Raw genomic sequence first — 20,330 nt, 5'->3', positions numbered from 1 at the left:
TAATTCTTTTTCTTCTGATTTACAAAACCTTTATTTTTTCTTTCTTTTCAGAAATTGTCTACTTATAAATTTCTTCCCAGCTCGGCGGGATAACGCCTAATAAATGCTGTACAAAATAATCTCTGCGTTTGCGTTCCCCAAAATCTCCTCCAGCAGAATGTCCCATTCCGGGAACGGTTACCAATTCAAAATTTTTATTCGCTTTGATTAGCGCATTGGCAAACTGCATCGTTGAAGCAGGATCTACATTATCATCTAATTCGCCTAAAATCAACATTAAATTTCCTTTTAACTGCGCTGCGTTTGCGGTGTTAGAACAAGCTTCGTATTCTGGTCCAATTGGATATCCCATCCATTGTTCGTTCCACCACATTTTATCCATTCTGTTATCGTGACAGCCGCAAGATGCTACGGCAACATCATAAAAATCGGAGTTGAAAACCAGCGCTGCTCCAGCGTTTTGTCCTCCTGCAGATGTTCCATGAATGCCGACTTTATCTATATCCATATAGGGATATTTTGCGGAAGCGGCTTTCATCCAAAGTTTTCTATCTGGGAAACCACCGTCTTTTAAGTTCTTCCAGCATACATCGTGAAAAGCTTTTGAGCGGTTTGAAGTTCCCATTCCGTCAATTTGAACTACAATAAATCCGAGTTCTGCCAAAGAAGTCATTGCCCAATAATACGGTTGAAAATTCTTTGGAACAAACGAGTCCTGCGGTCCTGCATAAATATATTCGATAATTGGATATTTGCGATTAGGATCAAAATTGGTTGGACGAACAATTATACCCCAAATGTCTGTTTTGTCATCTCTTCCTTTTGCTGTAAAAACTTCTGGCGCTTTCCAGCCTGCTTTTTGCAATGCCGAAATATCAGCTTTTTGCATTTCGACAACTGTTTTTTGTGTTTCGATGTTTTTTAAAACCGTAATTGGTGCAGCATCTACTCTTGAATATTGATCAACATAATATTTGTAATCTGGCGAAAAAGTAACTTTATGATTTCCGTTTTCTGTCGTTAATCGAGTAAAGTTTTTTCCGTTGAAATCAATTCGGCAGAAATGCAATAAATACGGATCTTGATCATTGTCTAATCCGCTGGCTGTAAAATAGATTTGCTTTTTTTCTTCATCAACTTTCAATACTTCTCGAATGGGCCAATTTCCTTTTGTAATCTGATTTTTGACTTTTCCTGTAACAGCATCGTACAAATACAAATGATTCCATCCGTCTCTTTCCGAAGCCCAGATTATTTCATTACTTTTTTTGATATCGTAACGGTATCTCTTGCCACTATATTCCACAAAAGTTGGACTTGTTTCTTCTATGATCGTTTTTACTTTTCCAGTTGTGGCATTTAACTCCAAAACACGATAAACCTGATGTCCTCTTTGATTGTATTCAAAAGTTAAAGCACTATTGTCATCTTTCCATTCAAATCCAGATACATCATATTGTTGTTGAAATAAATCGGTTGCAACTGGAATGTGTTCTTTGGAAGCTATTACAAACAATTGCGGACTTTTAAATGGCAGTTGATCTCCGGGTTTTAAATAATCACGCGTTTGTAATTTGGGCTGAAATTGATCTGATGGACTAGATTCTACAAAATAAATTTTATGTTCTTCGCCCGGTCTGACTTTATATGCCATAATTTCTTTGCTGTTTGGCGACCATTGTAAATAAGAAGAATAATAAAATCCTTTTGAGCCGTCATAACTCAACTGCGTTTCTGTATTGGTCTTTTTGTCTTTTATGTATAAATTGTAATTTTTAATAAAAGCCACATACAACGAATCTGGCGAACCTACAGGTTTATTTCCTAATTCGTCAAAATTACCACCCCAATAACGATCTCTTTTTGGTGGTTTTATGTAATCTCCAGTTTTCGTTAATTCGTTTGTATTTAAATTATACGAAAACTTAAAAGCATCTGATGTAAAAGTCAATTTTGACAGATTTTTATCAAACTCTAAATTTTCTATTGGTAAGTCTTTTGCATTTATTTCTTTTCCTAAAACTTTAGCTAAAGATTGTGCCAATCGATTATGGTCAAAAGCTTGTGATTGTTTTTGCTGTTTGGTATCCACTAAAAGAAATTCTTTTCCTTTTAAAATGTTGTTACTATACCATACATACTCATTTCCAACCCAATGAAATTCTTTTGGAGTATTGCTGATTTTATTCTTAAACAAAGAATCTACAGCATTTGCTCTTTTATAATCTTTCAATGTTCCTTGGGCTTGACTCATCAAACACCACGAAAGTGTTAAAATTACACTTATTTTTTTGCTAGTTGTTCCCATAATTTTCATATCAATAAAAATATATAATATTTTTTGAGGGTTATGGGTTAATATTAACAGATACTAATATTATATTACCCATGGAATTTGATTTGCAGAGAATATTGGTTATTAAATGCGAAATGGTCTTTTGAAGTACGTTTTTCTTAGCCTTAAAAAGCCATATATTGGTTCTAACAGTTTTTGAAATACTTGGGAAAATCTGCGAAAATCAGTTTTAATCTTTATAAATCTGCGTGAAATACTTTTGCAAGCGATTTTCACGCAGATTTATAAAGATTTCAGCAGATTAAATTAGATTTAATTTGCTGAATGAAACTATTTTATTCTTTTTCTTTAATTGTATAATAAACTGGAATTCCGATTAACATAATTAAAACGCCCCATCCGCAAGTTGAAAATTTCACAAATAATAAAGAAATACAAACTGCAGAGGCAATTAAAATATAAAGCAAAGGTAAAAATGGATATCCAATAGCTTTGTACGGACGAACGGCATCGGGCATTTTTTTGCGAAGACGAATGATTCCGTAAATGGTAAGGATATAAAATATCAGAACGATGATAATTACATAGTCCAATAAATCACCATATTTACCCGTAAAACATAATACCGAAGCCCAAATACATTGCGCCCAAAGCGCCCAAGCAGGAACACTTGCTTTGTTTAATTGTGCCGCTTTTTTGAAGAATAAACCATCGTTTGCCATGGTGTAATACACTCTGGCGCCCGCCATAATTAATCCGTTGTTGCAGGCAAATGTCGAGATCATAATCATAATTGCGATGATCAACGTCCCAATATTTCCAAAAATATATTGAGAAGCTACAACTGCTACTCTATCCGATTTTGCCCCCGCAATTTCGCTTAACGGAATTACAGCAACGTACATCAAATTGGTCAAAACATAAATTACGGTTACAATTAAAGTTCCCAAAAACATGCTTAATCCAACATTTCGCTTTGGATTTTTAATTTCTCCTGCGATAAAAGTAACTCCAGTCCAAGAATCGCTGGAAAATAACGTTCCCACCATTGCTGCAGAAATTCCTGAAAGTAAAGCGGTAGTTCCAATTGGCATCCAAGAACCCGTTTCTTTATTGAAAGCGTGAGGCGTCCAAGCATCTGTCCAATTGGCATTCCATACAGAAGATTTGGCAGCAAGCGTAAATCCAAAAAGGATCAATCCAGAGATTGAAAGGATTTTTATAATCGTTAAAATAGTTTGCAGCATTTTACTGTTTTTAACGCCACGAGTATTTAAATAGGTTAAAAATATAACGGTTACAATAGAAACAATTTGCGCTACATTAAGTTTAAAACTTCCAATTTCATAAAGAATATTTTCGTCACTAACGGCTGGAATGAGATACGCTGTAAACTTAGAAAATGCCACTCCAACCGCAGCAATAGTTCCGGTTTGAATGACAGCAAAAAAACTCCATCCGTATAAAAAGGCGATTAATTTATTGTAAGCTTCTTTTAAGTAAACATATTGTCCGCCAGCATTAGGAAACATGGCGCTGAGTTCACCATAACTTACAGCGGCAATCATCGTGATAATTCCAGAAAGAAGCCAGATTAAAATAAGCCAAGCTGTAGAACCAACCTGCCGGGCAATATCGGCACTTACAATAAATATTCCCGATCCTATCATCGAACCTACGACAAGCATAGTGCCGTCTAAAAGTCCGAGCTCTTTTTTGAATTCGTCCTGGTTTTGGTTTTCCATTTTTTGGTTGTTTTTTGGTTGTTTTTTGTTTTTGTAATGCATTGCTCTAAATATGGTTAGGATTTAGAGTTTTTGGTTAAAATCAATATTTCATTTTAATTCATAATGTTGATTGTGTTTCGAATAGTTTAATATCTCGCTCCTATGGAGCTCTTTCTGTACGTTCATCTTATTTTCTATAAATATTTCGCCTCGCTGAGGCGGACAAACTATTTTAGAAAAACTAATTCGTGTAAATTCATGTAATTCGTGGCAACAAAAAAGCTTCAGTTTTTATTAATAATTTCTAATTATCAGCCTTTTATTTGCAAGCTTCAGAGAAGCTTAATATTTATAGATAAAATTAACCTCATTTTTATTAAAGCTCCAGGGGAGCGATATACTCTCGACGCATAGATTTCACTCCTACGGAGCTTTTTCTGTACGTTCGTCTTATTTTCTATAAATATTTCGCCTCGCTGAGGCTGAGTAACTATTTTTAGAAAAACTAATTCGTGTAAATTCATGTAATTCGTGGCAAAAAAAAGCTTCAGTTTTTATTGATAATTTCTAATTATCAGCCTTTTATTTAAAAGCTTCAGAGAAGCTTAATATTTATAGATAAAATTTTATCCCAATTTATTAAAGCTCCAGCGGAGCGATATATTCTCGACGCAAAGGTTTCACTCCTACGGAGCTCTTTCTATACGTTCATCATATTTTCTATAAATATTTCGCCTCGCTGATGCTGAGCAACTTTTTTAGAAAAATTAATTCGTGTAAATTCGTGTAATTCGTGGCAACAAAAAAGCTTCATCTTTTTTACAAAATGAAGCTGTTTTTATTAAAGTTGAAACATTTCGGTTGCTACAGAAGTTGGTTTCTCTGCGATGATTTCTGATACAATTTTTCCTGTTGCAGGCGCAAGACTTAATCCCATCATGGCGTGTCCCGTAACCAAAGTCAAATTTTTAAGTTTTTTATCTCTTGTAATTATTGGCATTCCCGAAGGCGTACACGGTCTAAATCCGAACCAAGTATCTTCTTCTTTTGGCATGTTGATTTTTAATTCTGGATAAAAGTCATTAATCGAATTTACAATTCCTTGCAATCTGTTTTGATTAATTTTGGTATCATTGGTATGCGTAATTTCCATTGTTCCTCCAAAACGAATGTCATTATTCATAGGTGTTACTGCTACTTTTCCTTCGCATAAAATACTTGGAATAGAAGGTTTATGATTTTGATCTTTTAAGGTAAAACTATATCCTTTTCCAGGTAGAATCGAAATATTGACATTCAGTTTTTTTGCAATATGCGGACTCCATGATCCTGTTGCTAAAACCACCTCATCTGTTGTAAAAGCGCCTTTGTCTGTTATAATTTCTGAAACTGAATTGTTTTTTAAAACAAAATCGGTTACTGTGGTATTGGTCTGAATTTCTACATTTAATGTTTTTAATTCATCCTTTATAAACTGCATGAATTTTTGCGGGTAAATGTGAGCATCACTTTTGTAATGAACACCGCCAATTACATCTGTTACGGTTCCTTTTTCTAAATTAGAAACTTCTTGTTTGGATAAAAAATCTACTTGTAAGCCTAATTTTTCTGCCAGTATTCCTTCGTGTTGAATTTCGTCTCCTGTTTTATCTGTTTTATAAAGCATCAAAAGTCCTTTTTCTTCATAGAAAAAAGAATTGCTTTCTTTGGCAAGATCTTTATATAATTCTTTGCTGAGAAGAGACAAATCGCAAAGAGCAGGCATTGCTTTTTCGACATGTTTCAAATTGGCATGTTTGTAAAACTGCAAACCCCATTTCATTAAATCCATATTCAATCTCGGCTTTACATAAAACGGACTATGACTATCGAACATCCATTTTACGCCTTGCGCAATCATACCCGGCTGAGCAAGCGGAATAATATGCGAAGGAACAATCATTCCGGCATTTCCGTAAGAGCAACCGTCATTCATATCCGATTTATCAAAAACAACAACTTCATAACCTTCTTTGGCTAAATAATAGGCTGAGCATAAGCCAATTATTCCCCCGCCAATAATACTTACTTTTTTCATTTATACCTAAAATTTAAAAATTCATTGGCAAAAGAAAGATTCTGCAAACCAATGAATTTTTTATATTATCATTTTTTCTAAATCACCTGAAATCCAAAAGCATACGGATCATCATCTTCATCAATAATGATGTTGTTATAACCGTACACTTTTGCCCAGCCTTGAATGCTTGGCACTATGGCTTTAATAACTCCAATAGAAGTTTCTTCTTCTACTTTACCAATAAACTTGCTTCCGATAAAACTTTCATGGATGTATTCTTCTCCTTTTTTTAATTTTCCTTTGGCATGAAGCTGTGCAATTCTAGCCGAAGTTCCTGTACCGCACGGCGAACGATCTATGGCTTTATCTCCATAAAAAACAGCATTTCGTCCTGAAGAAGTTGGATCAAGAGGATTTCCTGTCCATAACATATGACTTACATCGCGAATAGTATCATTTTCTGGATGAATAAAAAGATTTGGATATTTCTCATTAATGCGTTTGCGTACTTCTTGACTGTACTGCACAATTTTTCCTGCTGTAAAATCCTGTATTCCAGAAAAATTCTTTTGCGGATCGACAATAGCGTAATAATTTCCTCCGTAAGCCACATCAAAAACAATTTCGCCTAATTCTGGACAATCAATTGTAAGACCTTCGGCAGCTAAATACGATTTTACATTTGTTAAACGTACCCAATCTACTTTTTTTCCGGTTTGATGGTATTCAATTTGAACCAAACCTGCAGGCGCTTCCATTTTGATTTTTCCAGGAATTTTTGGTGTTACCAAACCTTCTTCAATTGCAATTGTGATGGTTCCTATGGTTCCGTGACCGCACATTGGCAGACAACCTGAAGTCTCGATGAATAAAATTCCGAAATCATTCTCAGGATTACTTGGCGGATATAAAATACTCCCGCTCATCATGTCATGACCTCTTGGTTCAAACATCAGTCCTTTTCGGATCCAGTCGAATTCTTTTAGAAAGTGCTGGCGTTTTTCGCTCATGTTGTTTCCGACCAAATTTGGACCACCACCGGCAACTACTCTTACAGGGTTTCCACAAGTATGCGCATCGACGCAAAAAAATGTTTTTCTTGGCATATATCAAATAGGATTCTGGGTTAATACATCGTTTACTATTCTATTAATTCCTAACGGATTTTTATCTTGCAACGCAGTTGGCAGCAATTGATCTGGCCAATCTTGATACGTTACAGGGCGCACCCATCTTTTTACAGCTGTTAATCCTACCGAAGTAAATTTACTGTCCGAACTGGCAGGAAACGGACCACCGTGTGTCATTCCAGAACAAACCTCAACTCCTGTTGGAACGTTATTAAAAATCAATCGTCCCACTTTATTTTTAAGATTCTGAATTACTGCTGCAAAATCTTCCCATTCGTTTAAATCAGCATTTAAAACAGTTCCTGTCAATTGTCCTTCCAAATCCTGAATGATAGTATTGAGTTGTTCAATGTTATCACATTTTACAACTACAGAAAAAGGTCCGAAAACTTCTTTGTGAAATGTTTTATTTTTTAAGAAAGTATCGCCGTCAACCGTGATTACATTTTGTAAAGCATAATTTGGTTTTACCGCTTTGTCTAAACTGGTTTGCTGCGTATATCCCTCTTGTCCAAGAACTTCTGATTTCAAACTCTCATATTGACTTTTAATAGCGGGATGAAGCATGCATGCTGGCTCTATTTTGTCGACCTCTAAAGCTAAAATAGCAATAAAATTTTCTAATTCCGAACTATTTATTCCTAAAATAAGTCCTGGATTCGTACAAAATTGACCTGTTCCAGCAACGATTGAGGCAGCATAATTTTTAGCCCATTTTTCAGCATCTTGCTTCAAAGCCGATGGTAAAGCCAATACAGGATTAATACTTCCCATTTCTGCATAAACTGGAATTGGAATTTCTCTGCTCGCTGCAATCTTACAAAGTGCAGTTCCTCCTTTTATACTTCCTGTAAAACCAACCGCTTTTACTGAAGGATGTTCCACCAAAGCTTTTCCAACTTCAATACCACTGCTGTTTAAATTTGAAAAAACACCATTTGGCATTCCGGTTCTTTTGGCCGCTTTTATAATAGCTGAAGCTACCAATTCGCCTGTTCCTGCATGCAACGGATGCGATTTTACAATTACAGGACAACCTGCTGCCAAAGCGCTTGCCGTGTCTCCACCCGCAGTAGAAAAAGCAAGCGGAAAATTACTGGCTCCAAATACAACAACAGGTCCCATCGGAATTTGCACTCTTCGAATGTCTGGTTTTCCTTCGGTTTTATTGATGATCGCTTCCACCCAAGAACCTTCGCGAAGCATTGTGGCAAAAGCTCTTAACTGACCTATGGTTCTTGCCCGCTCTCCATTTGCTCTTCCCGCAGGAAGAGCAGATTCTTGCATATAAGTATTTAACAATTCATCGCCAAGCGCTTCAATTTCTTCCGCGATAGCGTCTAAAAAATCGGCTTTTTTTGTGTCTTCAATTGTTCCGTATGTTTTAAAAGCTTCTTCGGCTAATAATACAGCTTGAGCAATTTCATCATGGGAAGCTTCATAAAAAACCGTTTCATTCTCCGAATTTAATTCGGGATTGATTGTTTTATATGTCGTTTTACCTTTTGCGGAAAGCAAGTCTCCAATATAATTTTTTCCTGTAGTCATCGCTTCCTTTTTAATTTTGATTAAATATTTTTATAATCTGGTAAAGTAGGTCTGTTTTTCATAGCAGTATTAATGATATTCAAAACACGCTCTCTTTCAGCTCCTTGCAATGGTAATCTTGGCGCTCTAACATTTTCTGTTCCAAGACCAGTTGCTACTTCTGCTAATTTGATGTTTTGCACCAATTGCGGTGAAATATCCAATTCTAACAATGGCATAAACCATTTGTAGATTTCTACAGCTTCATTGACTCTTCCCGCTTTTACCAATTTGTAAATTGCTACCGTTTCTGCAGGATATGCTACCACTAAACCGGCAACCCATCCGTCTGCTCCTGTTGCTAAACTTTCAAGCGCCAAAGTATCTACGCCGCATAAAACTTTTAAACGGCTGCCAAAACGATTTCTAATTCTAATCACATTCGTTATATCACGAGTTGATTCTTTTACCGCTTGAACATTGTCTAATTTCAAAAGTTCTTCAAACATATCCAGCGTTACTTCAATTTTATAATCTACTGGATTATTGTAGATCATAATAGGTAAAGAGGTGCTTTTTGCAATTTCTTTAAAATAAACAACGGTTTCAAAATCAGTTGCTTTGTAACGCATTGGAGGTAAAAGCATTAAACCGTTTACGCCTAGCTCTTCTGCACGTTTTGCCAAAGTAATTGCTTCGCTAGTTGTCTGCTCAGCAATATTTACGATAACTGGAATTTTTCCGTCAGCAAATTTTAAGGTTGCATTGATCAAAACCTCTTTTTCTTCTTTGGTTAATGTACTTGCTTCTCCAAGTGTTCCGCCAAGGATAATTCCATTAACTCCAGCGTCAATTTGCGCTTTAATATTTTTTTCGAACATTACGAGGTCTAGTTGACCATCTGCTGTAAACTTGGTAGTTACAGCCGGCATTACGCCTTCCCAGTTTATCTTCATATCTTAATTTTTATCAAAAATAAAACTTATCTAAAGAGCCGTCTTTGTTATTATTAGCCTATATCAAGACTATATTACCACATCTATTGTGTAATTTCTTTTTTTTGATAATATTTACAAAAACAAAAAACAACAAGGTGAAAATCTTACCATTTAAAATACCGAAAACAGAGCGCGAAGCTTTGATTTATCAAGAAGATATTGAGCAGGTTTTCTACGATCAATTGCATCAGCATGAAGAAATTCAGATCAGTTATATTCTAAAAGGTGCTGGATCTCTGCTTGTTGGAGATTCAATAAACGATTATAAAGAAGGTGATATCTTAGTAATTGGAGAAAATGTGCCTCATGTTTTTAGAAGTAATGTCGAAGCGAGTCCAGAATCTGTAATGCTGACTTTGTTTTTTACTAAAACTTCTTTTGGACAAGATTTTTTCAGCCTTAACGATATGAGCAGTGTTGAAGATTTTTTTAAGGATTCTGAATATGGAATGAAGATCTTATCGAACCAAAAAAAGATTATTCATCATTTCATCAAACTCAAAAAACAAAATAGAATTCAACGAATTGCTTCTTTCTTAAAAATTATAAATATTATTATTTCTTCTGAGAAAACACCGCTTTCTTCCTTCGTTTATAAAAAGAAATATACCGATGATGAAGGTCGAAGAATGAGTGCGGTTTTTGAATATGCGATTGAATTTTACCATCAAAATATTACTCTGGAAGAAGTTGCTGAAAAAGCAAATATGAGTAAAAATGCATTTTGCCGTTATTTTAAGAAACGTACCAACAAAACTTTTTTTCAGTTTTTGATTGAAATCAGAATTGAAAATGCTTGTAAATTACTGCATCATAAAAAGGATCTTTCGATTGCTTCTATTTCTGAACTTTGCGGATTTCAGGATATTGCAAATTTCAATAGGAAGTTTAAAGAACTTAAAGGAATTTCTCCATCTCATTATCGTGCTCAGTTTTAATGTTTTTAATCTCGCAAAGACGCGAAATCGCAAAGTTTTTTTATTGAAATTTCTTTACAAATTATTTTAAAAAAAGGCTTTAGTCAAATATCTGCATTTTGGCTAAAGCCTTTTTTTTGGACTTCATTTTCCTCCAGCTAAAGCTGGAGGCAATTCAACAAAATAAAAATCTTTTAAAATCTGCCTAAATCTGCCAAATCTGCGTGAAACAAAACCCAACAATTTTAAAACTTAAAAATAGATTTTCTAATTTCTAATTGTAAACCAGAAGCTTCTGGTAATTCTTTAAATTCGAAACTTCTTTCTATTACATTTTCTTTTTTTGCATTTGTGTTTATCGGACTTAGATCTACTTGTAATCCTGCATATTTTAAGTATTTCTGATAATCAATTTCGTTTACCGTTTCTACATAAGATTTTATTTCATCTAAAGATTTTCCAGCAGTTTGTTCAGCAGCCTGCCAAAATTCGGTTTCAGTAAAACCTCTTTGTTTTTTCTCATAATATTCGTTGTACAAATAACGCATTACGTCGTCTAAAGATTTTTGATTTTTAGTATTATTTCTAATTTCTAAATCTAACAGAAAACCAATTATTGGTCCTTTGTTGTAATATGAAATTGTAGTTTGCTGCGCGTTACTTTCTCGGTTAAAGAAATTAAGCCAGATATCAAAACTTGATCTGGACAACGACATGTGTTTACTTCCTTCGATATTTTCATATCTTTTTATGGATTCGGTAAGATATTTTAAAGCCGATTTTCCGTCAAGTAAACCTGCATTTAGCATAATAATATATTCGTAGTAAACTGTAAAACCTTCAGAAACCCAAAGCATCGAAGTATAATTTTCTTTATTATAATCGAAAGGTCCTAACTCAATTGGGCGAATTGCTTTTACATTGTAAAGATGAAAATATTCGTGTGTTATAAAATTTAAAAAGTCTTTATAATCGGCATCAGATTTAAAATCGAAAGTACCGCCGGTAAAAACAGCTTGCGAGTTCCAATGTTCTAATCCGCCTCCGCCCGCTTCCATCATGATGTAGCTGTAATAATCATAGGGTACTTTTTTCATTAATGAAGTTGTGGCAGACATTATTTTTTTGAGATCTGATGTAAACTTTTCTTCGTTTAAGCCTTGAGGCGTTACAATTCCTAAAGCATATTTTTTTCCTTCATGTTCAAAATGTATTACTTTCTGATTTCCTAAATAAATAGGACTATCATAAAATACATCCACATTTTTGGCTTTAAAAATCATTTTATTTTCAGGAATTGACTGTAATCCTGTTGAAATTTCATTCCATTTTTTGAACGGATTTATTGTCAACATTACTGGATTTTGAAGTGTATTTTCTACATGCATAAAAATAGTATTCGGCATTAGAAAAGCTTTTTCTGCATCGACATACGATTCGGCAACTGATTTTTTATTGGCGAAAACTTTATATTTTACTTTTATTTTTGAAGACTTTCCGTTTGCTACAACCCAATTATTTTTGGTTTTCTTTTTCCATTTTAAGGTATTTCCGTTTGAATCTGAAACTTCAAAATCAACAATGTATCTTGGTGTATCTAAGATTAAATAATAACCTGGAGTCCAAACTGGTAAAATTAAATTGGTTTCTGTCGATTTCAGATTTTCAAAATCCAAAACCACTTCCAGATAATTTGATTCGGGATTTTCAAAAGTTACTGAATAGTTTATTTTTATTTCTTCATTCTCAACTTTTCTTACTGCCTGACAATAAATTGCGGTTTGAAAAAGAATTAAAAAAGCACTGATTTTTATGATTTTCATTTTAGATCTCATCTCTTATTTATTTTAAAATGAAAAGCCATTCTTAAAAGAACAGCTTTTCACTCAACTCACAATTACAAGCTAACCAAAACTTGTAAAAACTTACTTCAACTACTAACTATTTTTAATATCCTGGATTCTGTTTCAGATTACTATTTGTATTTAATTCTTCTAAACCAATTGGGAAAAGCATTGTATAATCTCCTTTTGGAACGTGGTTGTACCAATTTTTCTTTTGATAAACTCCAAAACGAATTAAATCTGTTCTTCTTCTCGCTTCAGCTGCAAATTCCCATCCTAATTCATCTAAAAATCTGCCATATTGTACTACCGATTGATCTCCAAGCTGATCGATAGTTCCGTTTTTAGCTAAAGTTCCGTATTTAAATACTGAGTTTTCTTGAAGTTGTGCTCCTGTTACAACTGCATCAGCTGGATTATCAAAAGATCTTGTACGTACTTCTGTAACGATTTGCGCTGCTTCGTTGCTTTGTCCTGTTCTTAATAAACATTCTGCTTTCATCATCAAAACATCTGTGTATCTTAAGAAAGGTAAATCGTTATTAAGACTTCCTCTTGCACCACGTTCTATTTGATATTTTCCACATCTAAAACCTTCTGTTTCTTCACAGAAATAAATACTTGGCATTGCTTTAGTCAGCACATACACAATACTACCATCGTCAATATTATATTGGTTGCCCATTAACCAAGTGTCTTTTAAACGATTGTCTTTTGCATTGTAAGTATCAATAAATTGCGGATTACAGCTTGAACCTCCCCAAGGCTGTGCTTCCATTCCGAATACTCTTCTGTGGCTTGGTAATAACATCTTCATATGAGCGCTAAATCCACCAGCATAAATTTGATCGTAAGGAATTGCAAAAACCATTTCCGGGTTACTTTCGTTTGTTGCACTAAAAATGGCTTTATAAGAATCTGATTTTTTAAACAAACCACTATCAATAATTTTATTACAAGCTTCGATACATTTTTGCCATTGTGCAGTTCCTGTATACACCTGAGCATTTAGATACACTCGCGCTAATACATGATAAGCTGCCCATTGCGTCATACGTCCGTAAGTACTTTTGTCTACTTTTGCAGCCAAATCAGGAATAACTTCTGTTAACTCACTTACAATAAAATTATAAACCTCAACTCTAGTATTTTGTACTGGCAGTTTATCACTATAACTAGGAATAACAGGAACATTACCATGCGTATCAACCAAAATAGAATAGTAAAGTGCTCTTACCGCTCTCATTTCAGCTAGAATTGACGTTTTTTGCTCTGCGCTAATAGGAAAACCTCCAGATTCCATTTGAAGCATAACTCGGTTTGCCGCATTGATTCCGTTAAAACAGGTAATCCATGTATTTCTTGGTTGCCAGTCTGTTTTGGTCCATTCATGAAAATGCATTCTTTTATAAGTTCCTGCGTCATCCCAACCGTTTGGTCGTGTTGGCGTTACAAAGGCATCTCCTGGTTCTTCTTGCAAATCAAACAAACCTTGCCAGTCCATAACATATCGTATTGGCGTGTAAGCAGAAGCCATAATAGCCACAATATCTGATTGCGAAGCCACGAAATTGGATTCTGTTACTTCTGAAAATACTTTTTCATCTAAGTCTGTACAGCCAAACAATGAAACGCTTGCTGTAATAATGAAGCCGAAATATAAAATCTTCTTTTTAAGGAAAGATAATTGATTTATTAAATTTTTCATATCTCTTATTTTTAAAGTGTGATGTTAAGTCCTAATGAAAATGATCTTGTAGAAGGGTATTTATCTCTGTCATCGTTACCTGGATCTAGTCCGATTCTATTTACCTCTGGATCAATTCCTTTATAACCTGTGAAAGTCGCTAAATTGTTTCCTGCAAAATAAATTCTTAAAGCCTCAATAAATTTAAAAGTCGATTTTGGAAGTGTATAACCAATTGTAACGTTATCAATTTTTAAGAAATCTCCATCTTCAACATAATAACTTACATAACGCTGTACATCGCTTAATACTGCTTTACCATATACTTTGTCGTATGCAGAATCTAAAGTGTTGTATGCCACGGTTGGGTTTTCATAAAACATTCTAGAGAAATTTAGAATTTGATATCCTGTTGCTCCTCTTAAATTCATATTCATATCCCAATTTTTGTAGCGAATTGTATTGTTTAAACCGTAGTATGATTTTGGCAAACCGTTCCCTAATATTTGGCGGTCTTCTGTTGTTGACTCCGTTGCTGGAATTCTAGTTCCGTCTGGTCTTTCTATAATCCAGATACCATCATCTGTAATATCTACACTTTTTAAACCGTAGAAATTACCAATTGGCTGTCCTTCCTGAACACGGTGTGTTGAAATCTGAATTGGTTCTCCTGTATATCCTGCATCAAAAAAGTTATTCGTCAACTGAAATTTATCATTTGATAACGACACCATTTTATTTGTGTTAGTGGAATAAGTGAAGTTTGCAACCCAAGAGAAATTTTTAGTTTTTATTGGCGTAAGATTTAACAAAATCTCTAAACCTGAGTTTTTAATTTCGGCAGCATTAGCAGCAATTGTACCATAGAAATATGGAGGAGTTGGAACGCTGTAATCCATAAGAGCATCTTTTGTTGTTCTGCTGTAGTAATCAATCGAACCGCTGATACGCTCATCAAAAAATCCGAAATCTAAACCGAAGTTAAGCTCTTCTTTTTTCTCCCATCTTAAATCTGGGTTTGCATTTCTTGTTGGAACCAATTCTCTAATCCATTTTCCATCATTTAAGAAATAGTTTCCATAAGTTAAACCACTTAAAGACTGATAATTTTCACCAGCATTAATTCCTGTGATACCAAAACCTGCTCTTAATTTAAGATTGGTAAGCCATTTTGTTTCTTTTAAGAAATTTTCATTATTCATACGCCATCCAACAGAAACTCCTGGGAAATTACCCCATTTATTGTCCTCTCCAAATCGAGAAGATCCTTCGTGTCTAAGACTGGCCATTAATAAATATCTGTTATCATAGTTGTAGGTAACACGGGCGAAAAATGCAATTAAAGTGTTGGCATTTTTATAACTTCCCATTCCTGCTTCTCCAAGCTGTAAACCTTGACCAGAACCAATGTTATTGTACGTAAAAGCATCTGTTGGAAAACGTCTGTTGGTTGCCCAGAAACCTTCGGTTGTATTGTCTTCGTAGTTATAACCTGCAAGTCCTGTAACACTGTGTTTTCCGAAAGATTGTTTGTAATCTACAGTAAACTCACCATAATTCCCTCTGTAATCTTCTGCACTTCTTGAAGCAAATCCGTCTTGTGCATATTTTACTGTTGAGACGTGATTTTTAGTCTGATAGAATCCTTTTATAAACGAATTTCCTTTTCTCGTGTAAACTCCTTTTACTCTAAGATGATCCGTAAAATCGTAACTCATACTGAAATCAAAACGAGTGTTTCTAAATCTGTTTTCTCCCTGTGTTTCTTCAATATAACCAACAGGATTGTCATAGAAATAAACATCTCTTTCATTCCATTTTCCTTGTGCATCTTTAATTGGCTCAGTCGGGTTACGTATTAAAGCTTGTCTGTAGATGTAAGGATTAAAACTTGTTCCGTCTCCCAAAGCATTGTAAATCTGCTCACTTGTTATGAAACCAATATTGGTTTTTAATTTTTTATCAAACATCGCATGACTAATATCGGCTCTTCCAGTCATTCTAGTATTGTCCGATTTTAAAAAGATACCGTCACCTCCTTTGTAGTTGATCGAAGCACTGGCATTTGTTACGTCGTTTCCACCTCTAAACAAAATATTATGCGTCTGTGTAATGGCAGTACGCGTAATTTCATCAAGCCAATCTGTATCTGCTCCAAAATCTTGATTATTAGCTCCAATAAAAGTGTAACCTTCGGCCATTTTTTGTCTTAATTGCCCCGCATCTAGAAAATTCATTCTCCTGCTGATTGTTGAAACTGTAGAATAACCATTGTATTCAATTGTTGGCTTAGTATTAGAACTTCCGCTCTTTGTTGTAATAATAACAACTCCATTCGTTCCACGTGTTCCGTAGATTGCCGTTGCAGATCCATCTTTTAGAACATCAATCGAAGCAATATCCTCAGGTGCAACCGTAGTTAAACTGCCTGGAACTCCATCAACCAAAATTAAAGGACCACTGCCGCCAGAAATAGTTGAGATTCCTCTTAACTGAATTTGAGAACCTGCCGTTGGATCTCCAGAAGGTGCCGTTACAGTAAGTCCAGCCACTTTTCCTTGAATTAACTGCGCCGCGTCGCGAACGTTTCCTTGCACAAAATCCTCTGATTTAACAGAAGCAATCGCACTAGTAACGTCTCCTTTCTTTTGCGAACCGTATCCAATTAAAACGACTTCATTTAATTCATTCAAATCAGAATCTAAAACTACTTTGATTACCTTTTTACCGTCTGCTTTTATTTCTTGTGTTTTTAAACCTATATAAGAAAAAACTAATATTGGATTATTTCCTTTCGTCGTGATTTCAAAATTTCCGTCAAAATCACTTGCAACTGCATTAGATGTGTTTTTTTCTAAAACGGATACTCCGGGAAGTGGAAGATTGCTTGCATCTGTTATTTTACCGCTGATTTTCTGCTGAGAAAATGAACTAAAAACAACAAACAAAAATAAAAACATAGAGAATATTTTCTCCTTGCAACAGTATCCTTTTGTACTTTTAAAAGCTTGATTGTTTGGTTTCATAATTTTAAAGTATTGGTTAGTGTATTTTCAACACTTGTAAAATTATGTTAATTAATAGTTAAGAAAATTGCTTATATTACCACATGCTAATACTATATTATCCTGTTTTTAAACAAATATTGGTTAATTTGTGTAATGACCTATAAATTACCAATAAATTATGACTAAAATTTAAGTATATATAATTTACAACCCAATACACTAAAAATAAACTTATACAAACAGGTATAATTACCCAAGAATAAGTATTTGATATTGTTTTATTTATAAAAAACATCATCAACTAATCCATTGTAAATAACCCTTAAACTAAATAACGGAATTGTCATAAATAATTACCTTTATATCCCGCCTTTAAAAGAATACCACATGACAGAGATTTTCAAAGTATTTCGAATTACAGCATCAGAATCAGAAAAAATAATGCAATCTGTAAATGAACCGCATTCTCATAATTTTGAAGAACTCATTATTGGTAATAAAGGACAACTGGAACATTTTATAGATTTTAATTCTAAGGTAATCGATGCACCTTTTATCAGTTTTGTAACACAGGGAAAAATTCATCGTGCCAAACCTCTTGTCAAAGATGGTGAATGCGATATATGGGTTTTGCGATTTAAAAGCGAATTTATAGCCGAAACTACTTTTAGCCTTTACGCCTCTTTTCATGATAAAGCTAATATTAGCATGCAGAGCAATCAGTGCTTTGAAAAACTGGATATACTTTGTAAAATGATTTATGATGAATATATTCAAGAAGCTCCTGATTTAGCTGTAATTAGACAATTGTTGAGCGCCTTGTTTACGATTATAGAATCGGAACGTCGTAAAATGAATTTGGATAATGACGAATCTAAGAAAATTCAAAGTTCTACTTTCAAAAGTTTCCTTCGATTATTAGAAGATCATTATAAGGAATCTAAAGATGTAAATTTCTATGCAGAAAAACTCTTTATGACTTCTCGCAACTTAAACAATATCTGCCAAAGTATTTTACAGCAGAGTGTTTCTGAAATAATAGAAACTAGAAAATTAACTGAAGCGAAAAACCTTTTAATGACCACCGATAAAAACGTGGCAGAAATAGGTTATGAACTCGGTTTTAATGAAAAGACTTATTTTACACACGCCTTTAAACGTAAAGCGGGCTTGACTCCAACCGAGTTTAGAGACGAAATACAGAAACTGCTTTCTTAAAAACACAACCATTCTTCCTAAAATCGTTACCCTCTTTATGGTGATTAGTCTGAACTTTGTATCAACAAAAAAAGACATTTCTAAAAGAATTAAATACGATATAAAATGGACAGAAAAGATTTTTTAAAAACCATGGCAATTTTACCTATTGGAGCTGCAGCTATGAAATTAAGCTCTCTTAAAACTGTTTCAGATTCTTTCGCCGCAACCGAAAGAATGCCGGTGCTGTTTCTTGGACACGGAAATCCGATGAATGCTTTGGCTGATAATAATTTCACACAAGGCTTTCAAAATATTGCAAAAACGCTTCCTAAACCAAAAGCTATTCTTTGTATTTCTGCACACTGGGAAACTAAAGGAACTTTTGTAACGGCAATGGAAAAACCAGAAACGATTCACGATTTTGGAGGTTTTCCTCAGGCGCTTTTTGACGTTCAATATCCTGCACCTGGTAGTCCAGAATTGGCATTAGAAACACAAAAAATTATAACCTCTACTTCTGTTGGATTAAGTGATGATTGGGGTCTGGATCACGGATGTTGGACCGTAATAAAATTTTTATATCCAAATGCAGATATTCCAATTATACAAATGAGTATCGATTATACTAAACCAGCTTCTTATCATTATGAGTTAGGAAAAGAATTAGCTGCCTTAAGACGAAAAGGTGTTCTTATTGTTGGCAGCGGAAATTCAGTTCATAATTTACGTTTGGCTGCTTGGGATAAAATGATGCTTCCTTCATATTCTTACGAATGGGCTCATATTGCCAATGAGAAAATGAAAAAGATGATTTTAGAAGACGATCATCAGTCTTTGATTCATTTTGACAAACAAGGAAAAGAGTTTCAGCTGGCTGTTCCTACTCCAGAACATTATATGCCACTTTTGTACACTTTATCTCTTAGAGAAAAAGATGAAAAAGCGACTATTTTTAACGATGCCATTGTAGCAGGATCATTGAATATGATGTCTGTTAAAATAGATAAAGCATGAGTATAAAAAAGCAACTTTGGATTTCTTTCGGAATCCTAATTTTAATTTCAATTTTCAGTTTCAACTTTATGAATTCAGATACAAAAAATACCAAACTGCACTATTTAATTAGACAGCCCAAAATAAAAACAGAAAACCCTCCTTTGCTTATTTTAATGCATGGCGTTGGTGGAAACGAACAAAATCTCTTTTCATTTGCTCCTGATTTACCAGATCACTTTGTAGTGGTTTCAGCTCGTGGTCCGTTGACTTTTGGACCAAATAGTTTTGCTTGGTTTCAGGTTGATTTTTCAACAGGAAAACCTCAAATTAATGAGCAACAAGCCGAAAATGCTCGTAAAATGATTATTGATTTTATCGATGACTTGAAAACCGAAATTACTTTTGATTCTAATGAAGTTTATTTAATGGGATTTAGTCAAGGTGGCATTATGAGCTATAGCATAGCTTTGACAGCGCCAGAAAAAGTAAAAGGAATTGCTGTTATGAGCGGAAGATTACTACCAGAGATAAAACCATTAATAGCTGATGAAAAACATCTCGAAAACCTTAAAATCTTTATCTCTCACGGAAAACAAGATGCTGTTTTAAATCATCAATATGCCATAGATGCATTAGAATTTCTTAAAACTAAAAACCTGAATCCCGAATTTCATTCGTACAATGAAGGTCATACAGTAAACAAACAAATGTTCGATGATGTAAATCTTTGGCTCAATGCCAATATCAACAGATAAAGCAATTTATACTAACAGATCGTAAAGAGATACTTAAAATAATAGAGTATCTCTTTTTTTATTTTCTCACTAAACTTTTTTTTATAATTTATTCTCATCAAACACTCCTAAAAAACGGGGGATGAATAAACTTAGCACTATATTTTTTTCAACAAAACACTTTATAAACATCTGTATTTCAAAATT

At 34.2% G+C, this 20,330-nt stretch carries 13 protein-coding genes; 4 read left to right on the top strand and 9 right to left on the bottom strand.

The genetic code is table 11. From position 1 onward, the window contains the following. Positions 1-58: 58 nt before the first annotated feature. The 6 genes from NQQ59_RS11130 to NQQ59_RS11105 form a co-directional block, all read right to left on the bottom strand. Positions 59-2,308: a S9 family peptidase gene (locus NQQ59_RS11130; protein ID WP_144219208.1), complete on the bottom strand. Its 2,250-nt coding sequence runs from the start codon at positions 2,306-2,308 to the stop codon at positions 59-61. Between the two features lie 323 nt (positions 2,309-2,631). Next, positions 2,632-4,041 carry an APC family permease gene (locus NQQ59_RS11125; RefSeq protein WP_144219207.1) on the bottom strand — a complete coding sequence of 470 codons (1,410 nt, stop codon included), beginning with the start codon at positions 4,039-4,041 and terminating at the stop codon, positions 2,632-2,634. A gap of 823 nt (positions 4,042-4,864) precedes the next feature. Next, positions 4,865-6,100 (bottom strand): NAD(P)/FAD-dependent oxidoreductase, encoded by a 1,236-nt coding sequence (locus NQQ59_RS11120; protein ID WP_144219206.1) that lies wholly within the window; start codon positions 6,098-6,100, stop codon positions 4,865-4,867. 77 nt (positions 6,101-6,177) lie between these two features. Continuing rightward, positions 6,178-7,188: a 4-hydroxyproline epimerase gene (locus NQQ59_RS11115; protein WP_144219205.1), complete on the bottom strand. Its 1,011-nt coding sequence runs from the start codon at positions 7,186-7,188 to the stop codon at positions 6,178-6,180. A 3-nt stretch (positions 7,189-7,191) separates the two neighbouring features. Continuing rightward, positions 7,192-8,760: an aldehyde dehydrogenase (NADP(+)) gene (locus NQQ59_RS11110; protein WP_144219204.1), complete on the bottom strand. Its 1,569-nt coding sequence runs from the start codon at positions 8,758-8,760 to the stop codon at positions 7,192-7,194. A gap of 20 nt (positions 8,761-8,780) precedes the next feature. Further along, positions 8,781-9,695, bottom strand: a complete 915-nt coding sequence (locus NQQ59_RS11105) for a dihydrodipicolinate synthase family protein (RefSeq protein ID WP_144219203.1) — start codon at positions 9,693-9,695, stop codon at positions 8,781-8,783. 137 nt (positions 9,696-9,832) lie between these two features. Here NQQ59_RS11105 and NQQ59_RS11100 point away from each other — a divergent pair, with 137 nt between their 5' ends. Next, the gene (locus tag NQQ59_RS11100) at positions 9,833-10,675 is read left to right on the top strand and encodes an AraC family transcriptional regulator (RefSeq protein WP_144219202.1); all 843 of its coding nucleotides are present in this window, start codon (positions 9,833-9,835) and stop codon (positions 10,673-10,675) included. A 224-nt stretch (positions 10,676-10,899) separates the two neighbouring features. On the opposite strand, the gene NQQ59_RS11095 is transcribed toward NQQ59_RS11100, so the two are convergent. The 3 genes from NQQ59_RS11095 to NQQ59_RS11085 form a co-directional block, all read right to left on the bottom strand. Then, positions 10,900-12,477, bottom strand: coding sequence for a M61 family metallopeptidase (locus tag NQQ59_RS11095; RefSeq protein ID WP_186296643.1), 1,578 nt, complete (start codon positions 12,475-12,477; stop codon positions 10,900-10,902). Between the two features lie 124 nt (positions 12,478-12,601). Further along, positions 12,602-14,206: a RagB/SusD family nutrient uptake outer membrane protein gene (locus tag NQQ59_RS11090; protein WP_144219200.1), complete on the bottom strand. Its 1,605-nt coding sequence runs from the start codon at positions 14,204-14,206 to the stop codon at positions 12,602-12,604. A gap of 11 nt (positions 14,207-14,217) precedes the next feature. After that, positions 14,218-17,211 carry a SusC/RagA family TonB-linked outer membrane protein gene (locus NQQ59_RS11085; RefSeq protein WP_144219199.1) on the bottom strand — a complete coding sequence of 998 codons (2,994 nt, stop codon included), beginning with the start codon at positions 17,209-17,211 and terminating at the stop codon, positions 14,218-14,220. Positions 17,212-17,580: 369 nt separating this feature from the next. Between NQQ59_RS11085 and NQQ59_RS11080 the strand changes: the two genes are divergently transcribed. The 3 genes from NQQ59_RS11080 to NQQ59_RS11070 all read left to right on the top strand — a co-directional run bounded on the left by NQQ59_RS11080 (position 17,581) and on the right by NQQ59_RS11070 (position 20,144). Further along, a complete protein-coding gene (locus NQQ59_RS11080; RefSeq protein ID WP_144219198.1) occupies positions 17,581-18,411 on the top strand; it encodes a helix-turn-helix domain-containing protein in 831 nt (276 codons plus the stop codon). Positions 18,412-18,573: 162 nt separating this feature from the next. Next, a complete protein-coding gene (ygiD, locus tag NQQ59_RS11075) occupies positions 18,574-19,407 on the top strand; it encodes a 4,5-DOPA-extradiol-dioxygenase (RefSeq protein ID WP_144219837.1) in 834 nt (277 codons plus the stop codon). Continuing rightward, positions 19,404-20,144, top strand: coding sequence for an alpha/beta hydrolase (locus tag NQQ59_RS11070; RefSeq protein WP_144219197.1), 741 nt, complete (start codon positions 19,404-19,406; stop codon positions 20,142-20,144). The genes ygiD and NQQ59_RS11070 overlap by 4 nt, the downstream gene beginning before the upstream one ends. Positions 20,145-20,330: the final 186 nt, after the last annotated feature.

The sequence above is a fragment of the Flavobacterium panacis genome, from assembly GCF_024649945.1.
Classification (GTDB): Bacteria; Bacteroidota; Bacteroidia; order Flavobacteriales; family Flavobacteriaceae; genus Flavobacterium; species Flavobacterium panacis.
Note: the sequence above shows the minus strand (reverse complement) of the source record. Positions and strands in the feature narration are given on the sequence as shown.

What these genes read in the sequence shown, in the direction of transcription:
- NQQ59_RS11120 (WP_144219206.1), bottom strand. Translation starts at nt 6,100, where the DNA reads ATGAAAAAAGTAAGTATTATTGGCGGGGGAATAATTGGCTTATGCTCA.
- NQQ59_RS11080 (WP_144219198.1), top strand. Translation starts at nt 17,581, where the DNA reads ATGACAGAGATTTTCAAAGTATTTCGAATTACAGCATCAGAATCAGAA.
- NQQ59_RS11085 (WP_144219199.1), bottom strand. Translation starts at nt 17,211, where the DNA reads ATGAAACCAAACAATCAAGCTTTTAAAAGTACAAAAGGATACTGTTGC.
- NQQ59_RS11070 (WP_144219197.1), top strand. Translation starts at nt 19,404, where the DNA reads ATGAGTATAAAAAAGCAACTTTGGATTTCTTTCGGAATCCTAATTTTA.
- NQQ59_RS11130 (WP_144219208.1), bottom strand. Translation starts at nt 2,308, where the DNA reads ATGGGAACAACTAGCAAAAAAATAAGTGTAATTTTAACACTTTCGTGG.
- NQQ59_RS11090 (WP_144219200.1), bottom strand. Translation starts at nt 14,206, where the DNA reads ATGAAAAATTTAATAAATCAATTATCTTTCCTTAAAAAGAAGATTTTA.
- NQQ59_RS11125 (WP_144219207.1), bottom strand. Translation starts at nt 4,041, where the DNA reads ATGGAAAACCAAAACCAGGACGAATTCAAAAAAGAGCTCGGACTTTTA.
- NQQ59_RS11105 (WP_144219203.1), bottom strand. Translation starts at nt 9,695, where the DNA reads ATGAAGATAAACTGGGAAGGCGTAATGCCGGCTGTAACTACCAAGTTT.
- NQQ59_RS11110 (WP_144219204.1), bottom strand. Translation starts at nt 8,760, where the DNA reads ATGACTACAGGAAAAAATTATATTGGAGACTTGCTTTCCGCAAAAGGT.
- NQQ59_RS11115 (WP_144219205.1), bottom strand. Translation starts at nt 7,188, where the DNA reads ATGCCAAGAAAAACATTTTTTTGCGTCGATGCGCATACTTGTGGAAAC.
- ygiD (WP_144219837.1), top strand. Translation starts at nt 18,574, where the DNA reads ATGAAATTAAGCTCTCTTAAAACTGTTTCAGATTCTTTCGCCGCAACC.
- NQQ59_RS11095 (WP_186296643.1), bottom strand. Translation starts at nt 12,477, where the DNA reads ATGAAAATCATAAAAATCAGTGCTTTTTTAATTCTTTTTCAAACCGCA.